15 protein-coding genes and 1 tRNA gene are annotated in these 19,911 nt (G+C 67.9%); 2 read left to right on the top strand and 14 right to left on the bottom strand.

Translation table 11 applies throughout. The annotated features are described in order from the left end of the window. Positions 1–37: 37 nt before the first annotated feature. Positions 38–895 carry an archaetidylserine decarboxylase gene (asd, locus tag KV697_RS16625; protein WP_257575386.1) on the top strand — a complete coding sequence of 286 codons (858 nt, stop codon included), beginning with the start codon at positions 38–40 and terminating at the stop codon, positions 893–895. A 36-nt stretch (positions 896–931) separates the two neighbouring features. On the opposite strand, the gene KV697_RS16620 is transcribed toward asd, so the two are convergent. From KV697_RS16620 to KV697_RS16595, 6 genes are all read right to left on the bottom strand, one after another. Further along, positions 932–2,812, bottom strand: a complete 1,881-nt coding sequence (locus KV697_RS16620) for a methyl-accepting chemotaxis protein (protein WP_306822658.1) — start codon at positions 2,810–2,812, stop codon at positions 932–934. Positions 2,813–2,956: 144 nt separating this feature from the next. Then, a tRNA-Arg gene (locus KV697_RS16615) sits at positions 2,957–3,033 on the bottom strand. Positions 3,034–3,103: 70 nt separating this feature from the next. Beyond that, entirely contained in the window at positions 3,104–3,535 is a 432-nt protein-coding gene (locus KV697_RS16610) for a DUF1178 family protein (RefSeq protein ID WP_219019126.1), read from the bottom strand. Next, positions 3,532–4,356, bottom strand: coding sequence for a carbon-nitrogen hydrolase family protein (locus KV697_RS16605; RefSeq protein WP_219019125.1), 825 nt, complete (start codon positions 4,354–4,356; stop codon positions 3,532–3,534). Before KV697_RS16605 ends, KV697_RS16610 begins: the two co-directional genes overlap by 4 nt. Further along, positions 4,353–4,610 (bottom strand): glutaredoxin 3, encoded by a 258-nt coding sequence (grxC, locus tag KV697_RS16600; RefSeq protein WP_042486177.1) that lies wholly within the window; start codon positions 4,608–4,610, stop codon positions 4,353–4,355. Before grxC ends, KV697_RS16605 begins: the two co-directional genes overlap by 4 nt. A 31-nt stretch (positions 4,611–4,641) precedes the next feature. Continuing rightward, positions 4,642–5,457 carry a ComF family protein gene (locus KV697_RS16595; protein WP_306822657.1) on the bottom strand — a complete coding sequence of 272 codons (816 nt, stop codon included), beginning with the start codon at positions 5,455–5,457 and terminating at the stop codon, positions 4,642–4,644. Here KV697_RS16595 and KV697_RS16590 point away from each other — a divergent pair. After that, positions 5,456–6,298 carry a class I SAM-dependent methyltransferase gene (locus KV697_RS16590; RefSeq protein WP_219021460.1) on the top strand — a complete coding sequence of 281 codons (843 nt, stop codon included), beginning with the start codon at positions 5,456–5,458 and terminating at the stop codon, positions 6,296–6,298. The two genes, KV697_RS16595 and KV697_RS16590, sit on opposite strands and share 2 nt — an antisense overlap. Here KV697_RS16590 and KV697_RS16585 read toward each other — a convergent pair whose 3' ends face one another. The 8 genes from KV697_RS16585 to KV697_RS16550 form a co-directional block, all read right to left on the bottom strand. Beyond that, positions 6,299–6,685, bottom strand: coding sequence for a response regulator (locus tag KV697_RS16585; protein ID WP_219019124.1), 387 nt, complete (start codon positions 6,683–6,685; stop codon positions 6,299–6,301). Between the two features lie 66 nt (positions 6,686–6,751). Beyond that, positions 6,752–9,178, bottom strand: a complete 2,427-nt coding sequence (locus KV697_RS16580) for a tetratricopeptide repeat-containing sensor histidine kinase (protein WP_257575385.1) — start codon at positions 9,176–9,178, stop codon at positions 6,752–6,754. Next, positions 9,165–10,487 (bottom strand): EAL domain-containing protein, encoded by a 1,323-nt coding sequence (locus KV697_RS16575; protein ID WP_219019123.1) that lies wholly within the window; start codon positions 10,485–10,487, stop codon positions 9,165–9,167. Before KV697_RS16575 ends, KV697_RS16580 begins: the two co-directional genes overlap by 14 nt. A 301-nt stretch (positions 10,488–10,788) precedes the next feature. Then, on the bottom strand, positions 10,789–11,958 hold the full coding sequence (gene argE, locus KV697_RS16570; protein ID WP_219019122.1) for an acetylornithine deacetylase: 1,170 nt from the start codon (positions 11,956–11,958) through the stop codon (positions 10,789–10,791). Positions 11,959–12,115: 157 nt separating this feature from the next. Beyond that, positions 12,116–16,348, bottom strand: coding sequence for a translocation/assembly module TamB domain-containing protein (locus KV697_RS16565; protein ID WP_219019121.1), 4,233 nt, complete (start codon positions 16,346–16,348; stop codon positions 12,116–12,118). Next, positions 16,348–18,561, bottom strand: a complete 2,214-nt coding sequence (locus KV697_RS16560; RefSeq protein WP_257575384.1) for a BamA/TamA family outer membrane protein — start codon at positions 18,559–18,561, stop codon at positions 16,348–16,350. Before KV697_RS16560 ends, KV697_RS16565 begins: the two co-directional genes overlap by 1 nt. A 98-nt stretch (positions 18,562–18,659) precedes the next feature. Then, entirely contained in the window at positions 18,660–19,085 is a 426-nt protein-coding gene (locus KV697_RS16555) for a hypothetical protein (RefSeq protein ID WP_219019120.1), read from the bottom strand. Continuing rightward, the gene (locus KV697_RS16550; RefSeq protein ID WP_219019119.1) at positions 19,082–19,843 is read right to left on the bottom strand and encodes a prepilin peptidase; all 762 of its coding nucleotides are present in this window, start codon (positions 19,841–19,843) and stop codon (positions 19,082–19,084) included. The genes KV697_RS16555 and KV697_RS16550 overlap by 4 nt, the downstream gene beginning before the upstream one ends. Positions 19,844–19,911 lie beyond the last annotated feature (68 nt).

The following is a 19,911-nucleotide window of genomic DNA, read 5'->3' as shown; positions in this document are numbered from 1 at the left end:
CGGCCTTTGACCGCGTACCCATGACGGAGGCATGACAATGCGTGGACCCATCATGCGGTTCTTCCTGAACGAGGACATCAATTTCCTCGTCACCAACCGCCTGCCGCGCCGTTTCGCGACGAAAGCGGTCGGCCGACTCGCCCGGATCGAGCATCCGTTGATCGCCAAGCCCAGCTTGGCGCTTTGGAAATTCTTCGCGGGCGTCGACCTTTCCGATGCGCGCACGACCCGGTTCCGATCGCTGCGCGACGGTTTCGTCCGGCCCTTGCGCGACGGCGCGCGGGCGTTCGACAGCGATCCCGAAACCATCGCCTCCCCGTGCGACGCGCTGGTCGGTGCGCATGGCCGGATCGAGGACGACCGACTCTATCAGGTGAAGGGCTTTCCCTATCGCCTGGGCGATCTGATCCCCGACCCCGAGCTGGTCGAGCGGTTCCGCGACGGCTCCTTCCTGACGCTGCGGCTGACGGCGGGCATGTATCATCGCTTCCATGCGCCGACCGACATCGTGGTCGAGGGCGTGACCTATTTGTCGGGCGACTGCTGGAACGTGAATCCGATCGCGTTGAAGCGGGTCGAACGCCTGTTCTGCCGCAACGAACGCGCGGTGATCGAGGCGCGGACGCTGATGTCCGGCCTGCCGCTGCTGATCGTGCCTGTCGCCGCGATCCTGGTCGCGAGCATCCGGCTACATTGCTTGGATACCGTCGAGAGCCTGCGCGACCATGGCCCCGGCCGCACCGCCTGTTCCGCCCGGATCGGCAAGGGCGAGGAGATGGGCTGGTTCGAGCATGGTTCGACCATCATCCTGTTCCTGCCCAAGGGGATGCGACTGGCCGAGACGCTGGTGGAGGGAGAGGCGATTCGGGCCGGAACGGTGGTCGGGCGGCTGTGACGAACAGGCTTTGCCGCCCCCCCCTGTGAAGGGGGATCAGAATTCCGACCAGTCGCCGTCGTCGACCACGACCGCTGCGGCGGCACTCGATGCGCGGGCGACGCGCGGAGCGGCGGCGATGCGCGGGGTCGCCTGGGCTACGCGGGCCTGGAGCTGGTGGACCGGCGAATGATGGACCGGCGCGGGTGTCCGTGCGGGCATTCCGCCGTCGATCAGACGGAAGCGGCCGACCTCTCGAGTCATGTTGCCGGTTTCTTCGGACAGGCTGCGCGCAGCGGCGGTGGCCTGTTCGACCATCGCGGCATTCTGTTGGGTCACGCCGTCCATCTCGGCGACGGCGGTGTTCACCTGCTGCAAGCCGGTCGCCTGCTGCGCAGCGGCCGAGGCGATGTCGGAGACGAGCGCATTGATCTCGCCGATCCGGCCGGTGATGCGGGTCAGCGCATTGCCCGCCTGCGCGACCAGTTGAACCCCGGCGTCGACCTGCTGGGTCGAGGCGGTGATCCGCTCCTTCACGTCCTTGGCGGCGTCGGCCGAACGCTGCGCCAGCGCGCGCACTTCGCTGGCGACGACCGCAAAGCCCTTGCCCGCATCCCCGGCCCGCGCCGCCTCGACACCGGCGTTGAGGGCCAGCAAATTGGTCTGGAAGGCGATGCCGTCGATCACCGCGATGATCTCGCTGATCTCATGCGACGAGCGTTCGATGCCGTGCATCGCCTCGACCGCTTTCCGCACCACGTCCGTGGACTGATCGGCATCGGTACGGGTTTCGGTGACCGCCTGATTGGCGCGCTTGGCGTTTTCCGCCGTTTCGCGCACCGTCTCCGTGATCTCGTGCATCGCAGCGGCGGTTTCCTCAAGGCTGGCCGCCTGCTGCTCGGTGCGGTGCGACAGGTCGTCCGACGCCTCGCGAATGTCGGCGGCGCCGTTGGTGATCCCCTGCGCGCTGGCGTTCACGGCGGTCAGCGTGGCGGACACCGAGTCCATCGCGTTGTTGAAATCCTGTTTCAGCTTTGCGAACGGCCCGGTCAGGTCCGCGTCGATCCGCTTGGTCAGGTCGCCCTGCGCCAGCGCGTCGAGGCCGCTGCCGACGCTGCTGACGATCAGGCTGGTCTGTTCGGCCTTGGCGCGCTCCGCCCCGACGAGCTGGTCACGGAAAGCGACCATCGCCTCCGCCAGTTGGCCGACTTCGTCACGACGCGGCTCGACCTCCAGCGTCGTGTTCAGGTCGCCCGTCGCCAGCCGCCGCATCGCGACGGTCATCGCCGCCAACGGATTGGCGATACCGCGGATCAGCGTCATCAGCAGATAGCCGGTCAGGGCCAGCACCAGCAGCGAGATCGCAATCGATGCATTGCGCGACCAGATATAGGTTTGCGTCGCCTCGTTCATTTCCTTGTCCATCAGGGCGACCTGAAGGTCGGTCATGATGGCCGCGTCCTTGTTCGCGGTATCGAAGATAGCCTTGCTCGCCCGGAAGTTCGCCAGCGCTTCCTCATTCAAATTCCGACTGCCGAGATCGATCGTCTTGCGCGACATTTGCTCGTACGTCCCCCAATGTTCGCGGAACGTGCGGAACTGGGCGATCGAATTGGGCGCAGACAAAGTGCGGTCCAGAAAAGCTTCGCTTTTGGCGATCGCCTCGGACCGTTCCTTCAGGTCACGAACTGCGGAGGCAATCTGGTCGGTCTCGGTGAAGAGAATGACCGATGCCTCATAGACGCGATAATCTGATGTCGCGGTGTTGATCAGCGAGATGGCAACCAGCTTGTCGCGGCGAACGCGCCCAAGATTTTCGGCTACGCTGTTCAGATGCTGCTGGCTCATGATGGACAGCACCATCGTGACGACCAGGGCGGTGGCCAGAATGCCGAACGCCACGAACAACTTGTTGCTGATCTTCAGATTCTTCATCATCGAACACCCCGAGAATATGGGGGTTATGACGTCGACCTCTTAAGATCACGTTTCGTGCCATGACTGTCGTTTGACTTGTCGAAAAGCCGTTTCGCAATCGTTATGATTACCCATCTTCGATCCGGGTGGCGACGGCATACTGCATGGTGACCCCGACTGGATTCGAACCAGTGGCCCTCAGATTAGGAATCTGATGCTCTATCCTGCTGAGCTACGGGGCCCCATGCAGGCCGGGTGATACAGGCGGGGCGCGGCGTGGTCCAGAGCGGTTTGACGGGCGCGATGGCCGGTCTAGTTCGCCAGCTTGGGCGGCACCACGGGCAAGGGCAAGGGGGCGACCGGCACCCCCTCTTCGATCAGCGCCTTGGCCTCGGCCAGACTGGCCTGACCGTGGATCTGCGTCACGGGCGCCTCGCCCTCATGCATGGCGCGCGCCTTTTCTGCGAAGGCGCCGCCGACCCAGGTGGAAGTCTCCAGCATCTTCGCCTGCGCCTGGGCGAGATGTTCGAGCGCGGCCTTCATCGCCTGCGGACTGGGCGAGTCGGGTTTGCTGTTGCCCTTGGCGGCGATCTGCGGCGCCATGACCGCCTTCTCGATGCTGCGATCGCCGCAGAGCGGGCATTCGACCAGCGCCTTGTCGCGCTGTTCGGCATAGGCGGCCGAGGAGGCGAACCAGGCCTCGAATACATGGCCGCCCGCACAGCGCAGATCGAAGACGATCATGCCTGCACCACTGGCGGAATGGCGCGGCGATGGCGGATGGCGGGCAAACGTTCGCGCACCGACTCGACCTGCGCCGGATCGATCTCGGCAAAGCCCAGCCCCGCCGCCTCGCCCATGTCGAGCAGCACCTCGCCCCAGGGGCCGACGACCAGCGAATGGCCATAGGTGGCACGGCCGTCCTGATGCTCGCCGGTCTGGGCGGCGGCGACCAGATGCACCCCCGCCTCGATCGCGCGGGCGCGGAGCAGCACATGCCAGTGCGCCGCGCCCGTCGGCCGGGTAAAGGCGGCGGGCACCGACAGGATCGTCGCCCCCGCCTCGGTCAGCGCGGCGAACAGCGCCGGGAAACGCAGGTCGTAACAGATGGCGAGGCCTAGGCGACCGACTGGCGTATCGACCACCACGGCCTGCTCGCCCGGCGCATAGGATGCCGATTCGCGCCAGCTTTCGCCGCTGGGCAGGTCGACGTCGAACAGGTGCATCTTGTCATAACGGGCGCGGATATCGCCACGGTCGTCGATGACATAGCCGCGATTGGCCAACCGGCCATCCGCTTCCCGCACCGCCAGCGAGCCGAGATGGACCCACAGACCATGCGCCGCCGCCGCCGTGCGAACGCGGGCAAGCACCGGGTCTTCGCCTTCGGACACCAGATGCGCCGCCGCCCGCGCACGATCGCGGTCGATCAGCCCGGACATCTCCGGCGTGAACAGCATTGCCGCGCCCTTCGCCGCCGCCTCGGCGATGGCGCGCTCCAGAATCCCGGCATTGGCGGCGGGATCGATCCCCGCCGTCATCTGCAACACCCCGATTCGGGTCATGCCGCCAGAAGCGGGTCGAGCCCTCCGCGCTTGTCCAGCGCCGCCAGATCGTCCGAGCCGCCGATATGCTGTCCGTCGATAAAGACCTGCGGCACGGTGGTGCGACCGTTCGCGCGCTGGATCATCTCGGCACGCTGGGGGCCGCCCATGCTGATGTCATATTCCTGGGGCTCGACGCCCTTGGAGGCGAGCAGCGCCTTGGCCCGCGTGCAATAGGGGCAGAACGCCTTGGTGTAGATTTCGACCTTTGCCATGCCCTTCAGGTGTGTCGCGGGACGCCGCTTGTCAATCGTCCGCCCCGTCGATGACCCGCGCCCAGCACAGGATCGCCACCGATGCCGCCCCCGCCGCCAGCAACACCCGGACGCACGCCCCGGCCGTCGCACCGGTGGTATAGACATCGTCGACCAGCACGACATGCCGCCCCTTTACCGCCGCCGGGTCGGTGACGCGAAACGCCGCCGTCACCGCCGCGCGCCGCTGTCTGGGGGACAGTCCGCGCAACAGCGGCGTCGCGCGTACCCGCTGGAGGACCTGCCGCGCCATCGGCACGCCGCTGCGCCGGGACACGCTCTCGCCGATCAGCACCGCTTGGTTAAAGCCGCGCCGCCACAAGCGCCAACGGTGAAGCGGAACGGGGACCAGCAGGTCCGCCCCCGGCGGTATCCGCCGCGCCATCGGCCCCGCCATCGTCTCGGCCACACCGATCCGCCCGCCATGTTTCAGCCGGATCGGCAGCTCGCGCGCGATGGGGCCGTAGGCGACGGCGGCATACACCCCCGCGTGGCGCGGCGGATTGGCCAGACATGCCCCGCATCGCCCCGACAGCCCGCCCAGCGGCATTCCGCAACCCGTACAGCCGAGCGTGTCTAGGAACCGCAACTGTCCCCAGCACGGCCCACAGAAACGATGATCTGCCTCGACCGGCTCGGCGCAACCCGGACAGCGCGGCGGCAAGGCCCAGTGGGCCAGCGCGAGCAAGGGGGCGGCGAGCACGGCGCGGCCCCGCTCCATCGCAAATCCGGTCTGTTTCGATCCCGCCCCCATCGGCTTTGCCTTGTCCCCGATCGCGCGAGCGCGCACAAGCGCGCGGGTGAGCATGTCCACCATCTTCGACCGTCGCGCCCGCCGCCTGCGCCGCGACCGTGCCCAGCCCGATTTCGCCGAGCATGATTTCCTGCGTGCCGCGATGCTCGACGGGCTGGCCGAGCGGCTGGATGCTGTCACCCGCCCGTTCCACGACATATTGGACCTGGGCTGTTTCGACGGCGGCTTCCTGCCCCCGCCGGGTGCGCGGGTGGCGCGGCTGGACCCCGGCTTCGCCTTTGCCCGCGCCGCGCAGGGCGTTCAGGGCGACGAGGACCGCCTGCCCTTCGCCGATCGCAGCTTCGATCTAGTGGTCAGCGCGGGCGTGCTCGACCAGATCGACGACCTGCCCGGCGCGCTGACGCTGATCCGCCGGGTGCTGCGCCCCGACGGGCTGTTCCTGGGCGCGTTCGTCGGCGGCGGATCGCTGCCCCGCCTGCGCGCCGCGCTGCGTGTCGCCGAAGCGGAGCGGCCGGTCGCGCGGCTCCATCCGCAAGTTGACGTACGCTCGGCCGGCGACCTGCTGATGCGCGCGGGCTTTACCCTGCCGGTCGCGGATATCGAGACGCTGGCGGTCCGCTACCGCGATTTCGGTCGGCTGCTGGGCGATCTGCGCGGCATGGGGGCGAGCAACCTGCTGGCCGAGCGGCGTCCGATCGGGCGGGACGCACTGGCGGCGGCGGCGGCGGCCTTTGCCGAGATGGCCGATCCCGATGGCCGCGTGCCCGAACAATTCAACCTGGTCTTCCTGACCGGCTGGGCGCCCGATCCGTCGCAGCCGGTGCCCGCCAAGCGCGGCAGCGCCACCGCGTCGCTGGCCGAGGCGCTGAAGCCGAAGCCCGAGGCGGGCGAATAATCAGCCGATGATCGCGCCGCGATCCCCCGCCAGGATACGGCCCATCGCCTCGAACAACTGATCCATCGCGACCGGCTTCACGATCACATCGTCGGCCCCCGCGCTCAGGCAGCGTTCGCGCAGGTCAACGCCGCTGTCGGCGGTGACCACAATGATCGGCACCTCGGCCTTGTCATCGCCGCGGGCGCGGATGTGGCGGATGGCGGTGATGCCGTCCATGCCCGGCATCCGCAGGTCGATCAGGATCATGTGATACTGGTCGCGGTCGATCATCTCCAGGCCGAGTTCGGCATTCTCCGCCTCCGCCATGGTCGCCCCCGCGACATCCAGCATGTCACGCACGACGCGGCGGTTCATCCGGTCGTCCTCGATGAACAGGACGTTCATTGCCGTCCCTTTCGCCCATCGGGCCGGATGGCACATGTGATCGCGGTCATTCTGGAGCCCTAACGATCATGCCGCTTGCGTTACAAGTGGCCGGGCGGCGGTTTGCGGTGAGGCGTCGAACATCTTCCGCATCACCTCGGTCCCCGTAATCGGCTTGGCGATAACGTCGATTAATCCTTCAGCAATAAAATCGTTCCCTTCCAGGGGCTCAGCCTGGGGCCAAAGCAGGTGGACAGGCATGGGACGGTCGCTCGCGCTGACGATGCGGCCCAACGCGGCGGTGCTGCCTTCCTCCCGGATCGCGCTGTCGTCGATCAGCATCTGCGTCACCCCGCCATCGCTCAGTCGCGATGCCGCCTCCCCGGCATCGGCGGCGAAGGCGACCTGCGCATAAGGCGCGCACAATTTGGTCCACATCGCGCGACGGATCGGGTTGCGGTCGAGGATCAGGACCAGCGGACGCTCCGGCGCGGAGGCCGGCGCCACCTCGGTCAGCGGCAGGTCGAGCGTGAAGCACGATCCCCGGCCCGGCTCGCTTTCCACCGTCACGTCGCCGCCCATCGCGCGGGCCAGACGCCGACAAATGGCGAGGCCCAGCCCGGTGCCGCCGAACTGGCGCGTCGTGCTGGCATCCGCCTGGCGAAACGCCTCGAATATCTCCTCAAGCTTGTGCGGCGGGATGCCGATGCCGCTGTCAGTGACGCTGATCGATACGCCCCGTTCGTGGCGGCGCGCGGCCAGCCGGACCTGTCCGACGCTGGTGAACTTCAGGGCGTTGGACAGCAGGTTGAACACGATCTGCCGGATGCGCGCCGGGTCGCCCATCACGGTCGCAGGGCAATCGGCCAGATCGAGGGTAAAGCCGATCGCCTTGGCCACCGCCTGCCCCTCGAACAGGCGGGACGCATCGCGGATCGTCGTCGCCAGATCGAAAGGCGCCTGTTCGAGCGTCAGCCGGCCTTGTTCGATCTTGGCGACGTCGAGCAGATCGTCGACCAGCGCACGCATGGTCAGCCCTGCGCCGTGCATCACCTCCACCCGCTCGCGCTGGTCGCTCGCCAGCGCCGCGTCCGCCAGCATCACCTGGGTCATGCCCAATATGCCGTTCAGCGGGGTGCGGATCTCATGGCTGGTCGTCGCCAGGAACTCGGTCTTGACCGCCAGCGCCTTTTCCAGCTCGTCATTGGTCACGGCCAGTTCGCTATGCGCGGCGCGGATGCGATTGCGGCTGCGGCCGAGCGTCACCAGCCAGATGCCGAGCAGCGCCAGGACCACGACGATCGCCGCGACCGAGCCGATCAGGATGAAACGTTCGGTGCGCAACTGCGCGCGCTCGAAGGCGATATTGCGTTGCAGATCGGCGGCCTTCATCCGGGCGATGCGCAGTTCCTGATTGGCGAAGTCGAACCGCGCGCCCATCAGCGCCAATCCGGTCGAGGTCGCCAGACGCGTCGCTTCGTCGTCGATCCGTTTCAGCGCCTCCAAATGTCGCAGCGCGTCGGCCGTCCGCCCGGCCGCCGCGTAGATGCGATATGCGCTGCGATGCGCGTCACGCTGAAGGACGGTCGTGTTCGCCAGATCGACCCCGGCAAAGCTGCGGTCGATCAGCTGCGCCGCCTCGGCCAGTCGCCCGCGCTGGAAAGCGGCCTGGGCGGCGATGCTCTGCAGCGCGCGGACATCGTCGGCCGTGGCGTGCGGATCGCTGCGCGTGGCGGTGGCGATCATCGCCTCGGCCTCGCCGATCCGACCCATCTGCAACGCGGCTCGCGCCATGTTCCGCCCGATGACCGCCTGAAGCGCCGGGCTTTTCATCCGGCGCGCCAGCCGCATCGCCTCGCGCAGCTGGATCAGTGCATCGCCGGGGCGCGACAACTCACCCAGCGTCAACGAGCGGTTGTTGAGGATCGCCAGACGAAGGCTGTCGTCCCCCCGATAGGCGCCACTCGCCTGTTCAAGATAGTGAAGCGCGGAGGTGAAGTCCTTCGCATCGTTATACAGGTCGGCGATCTGGACGAGCGCCTTGGCCTGACCACGCGTATCGTTCAGCCGCTGGAACGCCCGATAGGCCGATTGATAGGCATTGAGCGCCTCGGCGATCCCGCCATCGGCTCGGGCCAGACCGCCCTGCGTCAGAAGAATATTGCCCATCAGGTCGGAATGCGGGTCCAGCCCGCGCGCCGCCTGCATCGCGGCGGCGATTGCGGCCTTGGCGTCCTCACTCCGCCCGAGCCGCACCGCGCTCTCGCCGCGCAGCCAATCGGCGGTCGCCAGCGCCAGGGTGCGCCGCCGCTCGTCGCCGATGGCCAGCGCGGCGCGGCGGGCCTTGTCCGCGCTCTGCATCGCACGCGCCGGATCGCGGAGCATTTCCGCCTTGGCCGCATTTAGCGCCTGGTCGAGGGTGGGCTGAGGCGGGGCTGAAACGGTCTGGCCGCGAACTTCACCCGCCGCGACCAGCAATGCGGCAATGACCAGCGCGATCCTAACCGCGCGCACGGGTCACCAGCCGGGCCAGCGGCGTCGGCCGGGCCAGTGCCGTCACGCTCTGATGCGCCTGTTCGTCGAGGAAATGGATCAGCGCCTCCAACCCGATCGGCCGGCTGATAAGATAGCCCTGGATCATGTCGCACCCCATGACGCTGAGCAGCGCCAAGGTTGCGGGCGTCTCCACCCCCTCGGCGACCACTTCCATTTCCAGCGCATGGGCCAGGTCGATCGTCGAACGCACGATCAGCGGGTCGCGATTGCTGCTGGTCAGCTGGGTGATGAACAGCTTGTCGATCTTCAGCTCGCAGGCGGGAAGCTGCTTCAGATAGGAGAGCGAGGAAAGCCCCGCGCCATAATCGTCGATCGCCACCGCGATGCCCATGTCGACGAATGCCTGGAGGTTGGTCATCGCGCAGTCGGGATCGCGGATGACCGAGGTTTCGGTGATCTCGAAGCCGATGCACGCGCTGCTGTCGCTGACCAGTGCGCAAGCTTCGCGCACGAAATGCGGATCGCCCAGCAACATGCCCGAGATGTTGATGAAGACGCGAAGCGGATGCCCCGCCTCGGCCAGGCGGCGCTGGTCGGCGATGACCTGTCGCAGGATCCAGAGCGTGAGCGGGCCGATGATTCGCGATTCCTCAGCCACGGGGATGAACTCGACCGGGCTGATGAGGCCGTAGCTGGGATGCCGCCAGCGTAGCAGCGCCTCGACGCTCGCCACACGCTGTTGCCGGACATGCACCTTCGGCTGATATTCGACGAATAGGCCGTCGCGCGCGATCGCGCAGGTCAGCTCATGGCCCAGCGCGATCCGGTCGAGCCGCCCGGTCGGGACCGCCATCTCGCGCACGATCAGCCGTCCCTCCACCTGCGCATCGGCCAGCGCCTGTTCGGCCTCCTCCAGCAGGCGGATGTCGTCGTCATGCGGCACGGCGGCGACGGCGGCGCCCAGCACGGGTTCGATGCGGCACTCGCCGCCGTCCAGCGCGAAGGGGTGGCCGAGCACTTCGGACAGGGTCAGCAGATGGGCGTCGAGCGACTCGCGGGTCGCGGCGCGGACCATCACCTCGACCTGCGCGGGCGCGGTCGGGCGGGCGACGGCGTCGGGTATGCATTGCGCCACGCGGTCGGCGACCGCCTCGATCAACGCACCACTCGACGCGCGACCCAGCTGGCGACGCAGCAGCGTGAAATTGCCGATGCCGATGAGCACCAGCGATTGCCACTGGGGATCGGCCGCAGCGGTGGGCGTGACGGATGGGGCCGTGACGGAGGCGGACGCGCCGGGCGCGGTGGAGGAAGCACCTTTCTTCACGCCCGCAAAACTAGGGTCAGGGATTAAACAAGGTGTTAACCGCCTTTGCCGCGCCAAACCAATCGCTTGGCAACTCGCCGCTTCCCCATTGCGTAATGGTTAACGTCGAATTAACCATATTCACGCACTCAAAAGGGTGCTTTCGAGGGAGAAAACCCATGCTGAAGTTCATTCTGGCGCTGATCTACGGCGAGTCGATCCGCCCCTGGTAATCCATGTTAAGTCATGGGGCGGCCCAAATGGGCCTAAAGGTCGGCGCCGCCCCGTGATTTCTGGTTAACCCAAGTAAAAATCGCGTCCGTTAGCGGATGAGATCATCGGCCAGCCGCAACATGAAGGCGGCACCCCGCTCCATTTGCTGAACCTCAATATATTCGTCCGGCTGATGGGCTTGGGCGATCGAGCCGGGACCGCAAATGACGGTCGAGAACCCCGCCCCCTGAAACTGCCCCGCCTCGGCGGCATAGGGGACCGCCCGCGCCGGGCCGTTGTCGCCCGCCCAGCGCCGCGCCAGCCGCTCCGCCACGCCATCCGCCTCTGGCGCGAAGGAGGGCGTGCGCGACCGCCGCTCGACCTGCACCCCGGCTTCGGGGAAGCGGGCGCGAAGCTCCGCATCCGCCGCCTCGCACGCCGCGAAGAAGGGCGCGAGGATTGCTTCCGGCTCCTGCCCCGGCAGGGTGCGCAGATCGAAGGCGAAGCGGCATTCGCGCGCCAGGATATTGACCGCCGTGCCGCCATTCATCTGGCCGATGGTCAGCGTGGCGTGATGCGGGCAGAAGGGACCGTGCGGATCGCCCTCCCCCGCCAGCCGCTCGGCCAGATCCGCCAGCCGCTGCATCAGCCGCACCGCGACCATATTGGCCGAGGCGCCCAGATGGATCAGGCTGGAATGCGCCTCATGCCCCGTCACCGTGACGTTCCAGGTGGCGATGCCCTTATGCCCGCTGACCACCACCATCTCGGTCGGCTCGCCCACCACCACCGCGGCGGGTGACGGCAGTTCGCGCGCGATCTCGGCGATCATCGAGGGGGCGCCGAGGCATCCCACTTCCTCGTCATAGGAAATCGCCAGATGCAGCGGCCGCGTCATGGCCCCACGCGCGACATAAGGGGCCAGGGCCAGCGACAGCGCCAGAAACCCCTTCATGTCGCAGGTCCCCCGCCCCAGCAGCCGGTCCCCGCGCCGGGTCAGCCGCCAGGGGTCGCTGGTCCAAGGCTGGCCGTCGACCGGCACCACGTCGCTGTGTCCCGACAGGACGACGCCGCCCGACTCCATCGGGCCGACCGTGGCATAGAGATTGGCCTTGCTGCCATCGGCATTGAACACCCGCCGCCCGGTGACGCCGATCCCGCCCAGATGGCGCTCGACATAGGCGATCAGTTCCAGGTTCGACTCGCGCGACGTGGTGTCGATCGCGATCAGGTCGGCCAGGATGGCGGTGGCGTCGGCGGCAAGATGCTCGGGGGTCATGCGGGCATCCTGCCGGATGTTTCATTTTGATGAAACCCTGATGCGCTCTACGGCCCTCACCCTTCCCACCCGCTTGCAGCGGGCGGGCCCCTTCCCTCTCCCAATGGGAGAGGGAGGGAGGGGCGAAGCCCCGGAAGGGTGAGGGTGGCGGCTCCCGTCAGAAATCCCGCGAGTAGCGCAGGCTCGCCGCCGATCCACCGAACGAGCCAGTCTGGGTCAACAGGCTGAGCGTGCGGGTCAGCGCGATCTGCAACTGGGTGGCGGTGAAGCCGCGCGCGTCGGTGACGATCTCCACATAGATATTGTCGGTGATGTACTTGCCCGCCGCCAGGCTGGTGCCCCGGCCGGTCGCCTCGTCGGCGCCCAGCACGCGCAGCCGGTCGAACCCGGTCGCCGAGCGCAGCTTGCCCAGCGGGTTCAGCCCGCCGCCGCCCGACCCACGCAGCGAATTGAGCGCGGCGGCCAGCTGGATCGCCTCGGTCGCGGACAGGTTCTCGGGGTTGGTCCCGAACAGCAACCGGCTGAGCACCTCGTCCTGCGGCAGGGTCGGCGTCGAGGTGAAGCTGATCTGCGGACGCTGGCCGGTGCCGGTGACGTTGATGACCGCGGTGATGCCGTCCGTCGTCGTCGTCGCCTGGATATTGATGTCCGGATCGGTCAGCGCGCCGCCACGGAAGCGGATCGTGCCGCGATTCACCTCGAACCGTTTACCCGCAAAGCTGTAGGTGCCGCGTACCAGGTCAAGCCCGCCATTGATCGTCGGCGCCGCGCTGGTGCCGCCGATGCGCAGGTCCATCTCCCATTCGGACTCCAGCCCCATGCCGGAGACGAACAGCTGGTTGTCCGCGCGCACCCGCAAGTCGAGGCGGAACAGCCCCGGCGGTGCGGCGGGCGCGGGCCGGTCGGTCGGGCGCGGGGTGCGGATTTCGCTGCGACGGCGCACGCCGGTCAGCTCGGGCACCTCGGCCTGGCCTTGGCGGATGATCTGGTAGCGCGCATTGGGCACGGTCAGGTTGCCCTGGATCAGGCCGCCGTCGCGGTTGTGAGTCAGGCGAATCGTGCCGCTGGTCGTCGCGGCCAGTGCATCGCTGTCGGCCAGCCGCGCATTGTTCAGCTGCGCGCGCAGGTCGATGGGATAGCCGCTGTCCGCCGCAAGGCCGATCGTCCCTTGCGCCTGGATCGTCCCCTCGCCCGCCTTGGCCTGCAAGCGGGTGATTTCCAGCCGGTCGTTGTTGAAGCGGCCCGCCAGCTGCATGTTGGTCAGGCGGGTGCCGTACGCCTCATTGTCATAGGTCAGGTTGTCGGCGCGGATCAGCCCGTTGAGCTGCGGCGAGGACACGCGTCCGCCGAAATCGGCGGCGACCGCGATCGGGCCGCTCAACTGCTGGTTGGGAAGCGCCGCAAAGGAGAAGAGCACCGCCGACGGGCCGTTATAGCGGACGCCCCCCGAGAGCGGCGCCTGCATGAGCCGGTTGACCCAGCCGCCATTGCCCGGCGGCAGCGGACGCAGGTTCGCGACCATGCGGCCGACCACCGTCTGCCCGCGCCGGATCAACGCGCGCGCCTCACCGCCATCGGGAACCAGACGCCCCGCGAACACGATGTCCACCGACTCCGACACTGCGGCGAGACCGGTGCGCCGGAAATTGGCGACGGTCAGCCGCGCCTCGGCGGCGGGGAAGCTGGCGTCGCGTGCCTGCGCGAAGTCCAGCGCGCCGCTCGCCTCGCCCGAAATGCCCAGATTGGGGACGAAGGCGTCGAGGATCGACAGTTGCAGCTTGTCCAGCCGCGTCTGCACCTTCAGGCCATTGCCATAGGACCCGGCGACCAGCACCGACCCGCGCCCGAAATCGATCCGGGTCGGCGTCACCTGCCACTCGCCCTTCACATTCTGGATGCGCGCGGGGTTGGCGGTGCGGAAATTGATGCCGTTCGCCTGCCCCTTGGCTGCGACCAGATAATTGTTCGGCGCGAGTTGCGCATTCAGCGCGATGTTGAATGGGATGCTCGACGATCCGGTCAGCACCGCCTGCGCCGTGCCGCGCCGGCCGGTATAGTTCACCTTGACGCGCGAGGACTGGATGACGACCTCGCCATAGCGGGTGTCGGCCAGTTGCGCGTCGGCGACGATCTGCGGCGCGCCCGGCAGCATGACCACGCTGGCGTTGACGATGGCACGACCGATGGTGAAGTCGACCGCCCCCGGCACGCGCGCATTATAGGCGCGCGCGGCGATATCCGCCCGCTGGTTGCCGCCCTGTTCCGCCAGCTGGACGCGGCCGTTGATCCCCTGCCCGGCGAATTGCAGCGCGCCCGCAAACGGCCCCGCCGCCGTCTGGACCACGCGACCCGTCGCGTTGATCCCGGCAAAGACCAGGCTGCGCACGTCGATCGCCAGCTGCCGCCCGGTGCTGACCAGCACATTGGCGGTGAAGGGACCGTAATTGGTGTCGCCGCTGGCGTTGACGGCATAGGCACCGTTCTGCCCCACGACCCGCGCCTGGAGGTTGGCGAGGCCGACGCCGACGCCCGGCTTGGCCGCGCGTAGCACGATCACCGGATTGGTCTGCGATCCCGTCACCCGCGCGGTGATCGGGCCGTACTGGTTGGAATAGGCATCCGCCTCGACCGCCAGCGCGCCATTGGCCGGGTTGAACCGCCCGCTGCCCCGCGTCACGCGGAACTGTGGCGCGGCCAGCCGCAGGCCGCTGAACGTCACGATGCCTTGCGGGCTGTATTCCACATCGGCGCGGATGGTCGCGTTGCCGCCCAGGAAGTTGCGCGCGCCCTCGTTGAAGATTTGCGAGGTGCGGGCGACCACCCGGCCCTTCATCCCGAAGCCGCCCGGCGTCGCCACCAGATTGGCGTCGGTGGTCAGGTTGATGATGCCGATGCTCTCGACCCGGTAATTGTTCACCCGGCCCTTCAGCGCGCCGGTGTAGCGGCCGGTCTTCATGTTCGCGACGACCACGGCGGTCGCGTCGATATTGTCCGACCGGATGCGCAGATTATCCGACAGGATATTGGGCATGGCGACCGCGAAGTCGCCCTGGATCGCGACATTGTTGGTCAGGCCACCCACCGCCGCGTTCAGACCCGCTATCCGCCGTGCCTTGGCCTTGACCGGCACCAGGATGCGGTCGGCATTCACCTTGGCCAGACCCTCGGCATAGAGATTCTCGACCGAGGTTTCGCCAAAGCCCAAAGCGGCGGCGCGGATTTTGTAATCCACGGTCGGCATCGCGAAGGCACCGTCCAGCACCACGCGCGCCAGCACGTCGCGGCCGCGCAGGTTCGGCGCGATGGCGCCCGGCGTCAGCAGCTTGGCATCGACCGCGAAATTGCCGAACCGGCTGTTCGCCAGATCGAGCAGGCCGCCCGCATCGACCATCAGCGCCGAGGAGCGCAGCTTCATCCGCGTATCGGCGCGGCGTTCGTCGAGCGTGGTGTCGATCGCGACCTGAAGCGCCGGTGCGGTCAGCCGCTCGACCGGCCCTTCCAGATACAGGCCGGGCCGGGTCACGCCCCGCACCTCGACATGGCCGTCGCGCGCGGTGGCGTTCAGATTGGCGAGTTCGCCCCCGCCCAGCGTCGCAACCGCGCGACCGTTCCAGGCCTTCCACCCGCCGCGCCCGTCGACCGACAGGGTCAGCGGCGCCTTCAGCCCCGCCATGGTGGCGACGACGCCGCCGGTCGGCGCGGTCAGCTTGACGTCAATCGCCAGCCGGTCGGCATCGGGCACCGCATCCAGCACCAGCCGCAGCCGGTCGCCGCCCGCCACACCCTGTCCGCGCAGCGCGTCGGCGCTGGCCGTCACCTGCGCCCGGCGGTCGGCGATATGCACCTTGCCGTCGATCGCCAGCACATGACGCTGGCCCGTGACCGGCGCACCGATCACGAAACGCTTCAGCGTCAGCCGGTTCACATCGATGTCGAGATCGGGGAGCAACGGCGCATTGGGATCGCTCGGCGTCGGCTTCAGCGCGGGCTTGCGCGCCAGCGTCACCAGGTCGGCGTTCAGCGAGCGGACGTCGATATGGTTCTTCGTATAGGCAAAGGGCCGCCAGTCGACGTCGAGGCGCGGGCTGGACAGGAACACGCCCTTGGGATCGCTGACCCGCAGGTCGACCAGCCGCATCTGGCCATAGAGCGAACCCTCGATCCGCCCGACCTTGATGTTCAGGCCCGAGGCGGTGGTATAGCCGCCGAGCTGGTCCGCGACGAAGCGGCGACCCGGATCGGTGTTGATGCCCAGCAGGATCGCCCCGACCAGCAGGATCAGCCCCAGGATCGCGATGCCGATCCATTTCAGCACCCGCTGCCACAGCGGGCGACGGACGATGACGGTTTCGGTTGCAGGCTCAGGCGCCAAGGTCTGCTCGTCCGCCATCAGAAGGCCTGCCCGATCGAGATATACAGGGCGACCTTGCCGTCGCCCGGACGCGGGTTCAGCGGCGTCGCCACGTCGACGCGCAGCGGCCCGAAATTGGTGTAGAAGCGCCCGCCGATGCCCGCGCCGAAGCGCAGGTCCTTGCCCGTCGGCAGCGTGCTTTCATAACTGTTGCCCGCATCGATAAAGGGCACGATGCCGAAATTGCCGAAGCGATAGCGCGCCTCCAGCGCGAACTCGTTCAGGCTGCGTCCGCCGACCGGATTGCCCTGCGGATCGAGCGGCCCGAGCCGCTGGAAGCCATAGCCGCGCACCGATCCGCCGCCGCCGCCATAATAGCGCCGCGACGGCGCCAGATCGTCACGGTCGATGCCGAAGATCGCCCCCGCCCGCGCGCGGCCGGCGATCACCAGACTATCGTTGAAGGGGTAGTAGAAGGTCCCCTCGACCATGGTACGGGCATAGGGCCGCACCGCGCCGCGCACCGAGGTTTCGGGGCTGAGGTTCAGTTTAAGGCGATAGCCGCGTGTCGGGTTGAGCAGGTCGTTCGACTGGTCGAACACCACCTGCCCCGGAATCGCCGCGATGCCATAGGTTGCGCGCCGCCGGTCGCCGCGCGCGAAATCATAGACGCTCTCGTTCGTGCCGGTGAGCTCGCCGCCAAAGGCGTAGGTGAACTTCTTCTGCCAGATCGGCGTCGAGTCATAGCTCCAGCGGAAGGCGACGGTGCCGATGAACGCGTCGAAGGCGTCGTAATTCTGATGGCTGGCCGAGGCGATGACCTGGAACGTCCGGTCGCGTCGCCCGGCATTGGAACGGCGGAAGGTGCCGCTCAGGCCCTGTTCCTGCGTGCCCGCGATGACCGAGGCGATCAGCGCACCTTCGGGCTTGAAGGCGTTGCGGTTGGTGAAGCTGCCCTGCAAGCGCACGCCTTGCCCGGTCGAATAGCCGCCCTCACCCGACAGAGTGCGCGCAGGCCCCTTGGTCTGGGTGACTTGCAGGTCGATCTGTTCGGTGCCGTCCGGGTTCATGCGTCCGGTCCGCTTCGGTTCGACCGCGATGCCGTTGAACAGCCCGGTCGCGACCAGTGCGTTGCGCAGGTCGTCGGTCAACCGCGAGTCGTAAAGCTGCCCCTCATCGAAGCGCGGGAAGACGTTCAGATGGTCGAGATCGAAAACTGGATCACCCGCCGTGGTGAGCTTGCCGAAGGCCGAGCGCGGGCCGGTGTCGACCGGCAGGGTATAGGCACCGACCGGCTCCGGTCCCTGATCCTCCAGCAATATGTCGCGCTGCCCCACCTTGACGAAGGGATAGCCGCGCTGGGGCAGGACCAGGCTGACATTGGCCTCCGCCCCCTCGATCCGCGCCGCCTCGATCGGGTCGCCGACCTTGAGCGGCAGGTTGCTGCGAATCAGGTCGGTCGGCACGGTCGGCTGCGCATTCACCGTGATCGAGGACAGGCGATAGAGCCGCCCCGGCGTCGCGGTCAGCACGACCTTCAGCCGCCCCGCTTCGCCATCGGCGGCGGTTTCGCGTTGCAGGGTCGAGACGGCGGTGGCGTCATAATAGCCCAGCGACTTCATCAGCCGGATCGCCAGCTGCTCGTCCTCGCGCGCCCGCGCCGAGACCTGGGTCGCGTTCGCCGCCTTGCCCTTGCCCTCGCGCAGCGCCGACAGCCCCTTGAACTCGTCGTCCAGCTTCAGCTCGGCGAGCCCGCGCACCTCCATGTCATAACGGATATCGGGCGCGCGCTGGCTCTTGGTATCGGCGACCGTATCGAGCGGGGTCGAATTGAAGCTGCTGAGCGGGGTCAGCGGCTGGGCCAGCTGCGGGTCTTCCGGTGCGATCGCCCCGATCGTCTCGCCCGTCGCCAGCGGCTGACCGGTCTGGGCAGCGGGCAGCGGCGGCGCGGTCTGGGGAACCGGGATGGTCTGCGTTTGGGGCTGATCCTTCGCCATGGACGACATGGGCTCCAGCGGCGCGTTGATGTCCCCGCTCAGCGGCGGCAGCGCGGCGTTGAACTGCGCATCGGGGACGATCGGGGCGTTGCCCTGCGGATCGGTGGCGCCATCGCGCTGATCTTGCGGCAGGCTGGGCCCTTGCGCGGGCGCGGTGCCGGGCTTGGACAGTTGTGCGGATACGGGAGAGGAAAAGAGGGTGGGAGCTATGAGCGCGAACGCAAGCCAGGTATGTCTGCCGATCCGTTCCGCCACGCCGTCAAAAGCCCCTTTCCGACAGGGCCTTCCGTTATTCGGAACGATCCCCCACCGTGCCATAACGCCGACAGAAGCGGTGAGGTTCCCTCAGACGTTCACCGAGCAGCGGGCGCACACCCGACAAGGCCGCCGACGGGCACAACGATTTCATCCTGATTTCCACGCGTTAGGCGGATGCTGGCATCGGAGACGATCGCCCCGTCCTGCAACGTCTCGCGTTGGGTGATCGTCATGTCGAGCGTCGCGGCGACACCCGCCCCGACATAGCGGGTGGTGCTGGCCAGCCCCAGCGCACTTCCGCCCTCGGCTTGGGCGGCGGCCAGATCGGTCGGCTTGCCGTCCAGCATGATGCGCAGCCGACCCGGGTCGACCATCGCGACGAAGCGCTGGTCCTGCACCGCCCAGAGATAGGCCGCACAGCCCCGCTCGGGCAAAGCCTGTTTGGGCAGCGCGCCCAGCACCGGGGGCGCGGGCACGGTCGGGGTCGCCTGTGCCAAAGCGAGGATCGACAGAAGCATCATGACGCCATTCCTATCACCAACACCCAGGCCGGGTAAGCCGCCAGCGCTAGCAACACACCGAGCGGCACCATGTCCTGCCCGCTCGCGCGCCGCCCCAGCAGATGCCGCACCGCGACGAAGCCCAGCCCGATGACGCACGCCGCCAGCAACACGCCCGGCAGCATCCGCCAGCCCAGCCACAGCCCGATCGCGCCCAACAGCTTGGGGTCGCCGCCGCCCATCCCCTCACGCCCGCGCCACCGGCGATAACCCTCGGCAATCGCCCAGAGCGCGCCGAAGCCGACCAGCCCGCCGACGATCCGCTCCGCCAGCGACGGCGCGTGGCCGAGCACCCCGGTCAGCAATCCCGCCCCCGCCAGCCATACGGTCAACCGATCGGGCAGCCAGAAGGCCAGCGCATCGAGCGCGCCCAGCGCCAACAGCGACCAGCCGAACAACGCCCCCGTCCAGCCATCCGGCCCGGCGACCCAGCCCGCCGTGACGCCGATCAGCGCGCCGATGGTTTCGATGCGCCAATGCACCGGATCGATCGGCTGGCGGCACCGTGCACAGCGGCCCCGCAGCGCGACGAAGCTCAGGACCGGCACCAGCTCCCACGCGCGCAACGGGCTGCCACAATGATCGCAGGCCGATCGCCCCGTCAGCACCGATCGATCGTCCAGCCAGCGCAGCACCAGCGCCGCGACGAACGACCCGATGATCGCCCCCGCCCCGCCATAGATCGCGGCCCACAAAGCCGATGCCGCCCCGAACGTCATGGACCGCCCCCTAACCCCTTTGCTTGCCCCGGGCAAAAGGCGTAAGGCCCGCGCCAAATAACGACATC

Origin of the sequence: Sphingomonas sanguinis (genome assembly GCF_019297835.1) — a bacterium.
Taxonomy (GTDB): domain Bacteria; phylum Pseudomonadota; class Alphaproteobacteria; order Sphingomonadales; family Sphingomonadaceae; genus Sphingomonas; species Sphingomonas sanguinis_D.
The sequence above is the reverse complement of the archived record's forward strand: the minus strand, read 5'-3'. Positions and strand labels throughout refer to the sequence as shown.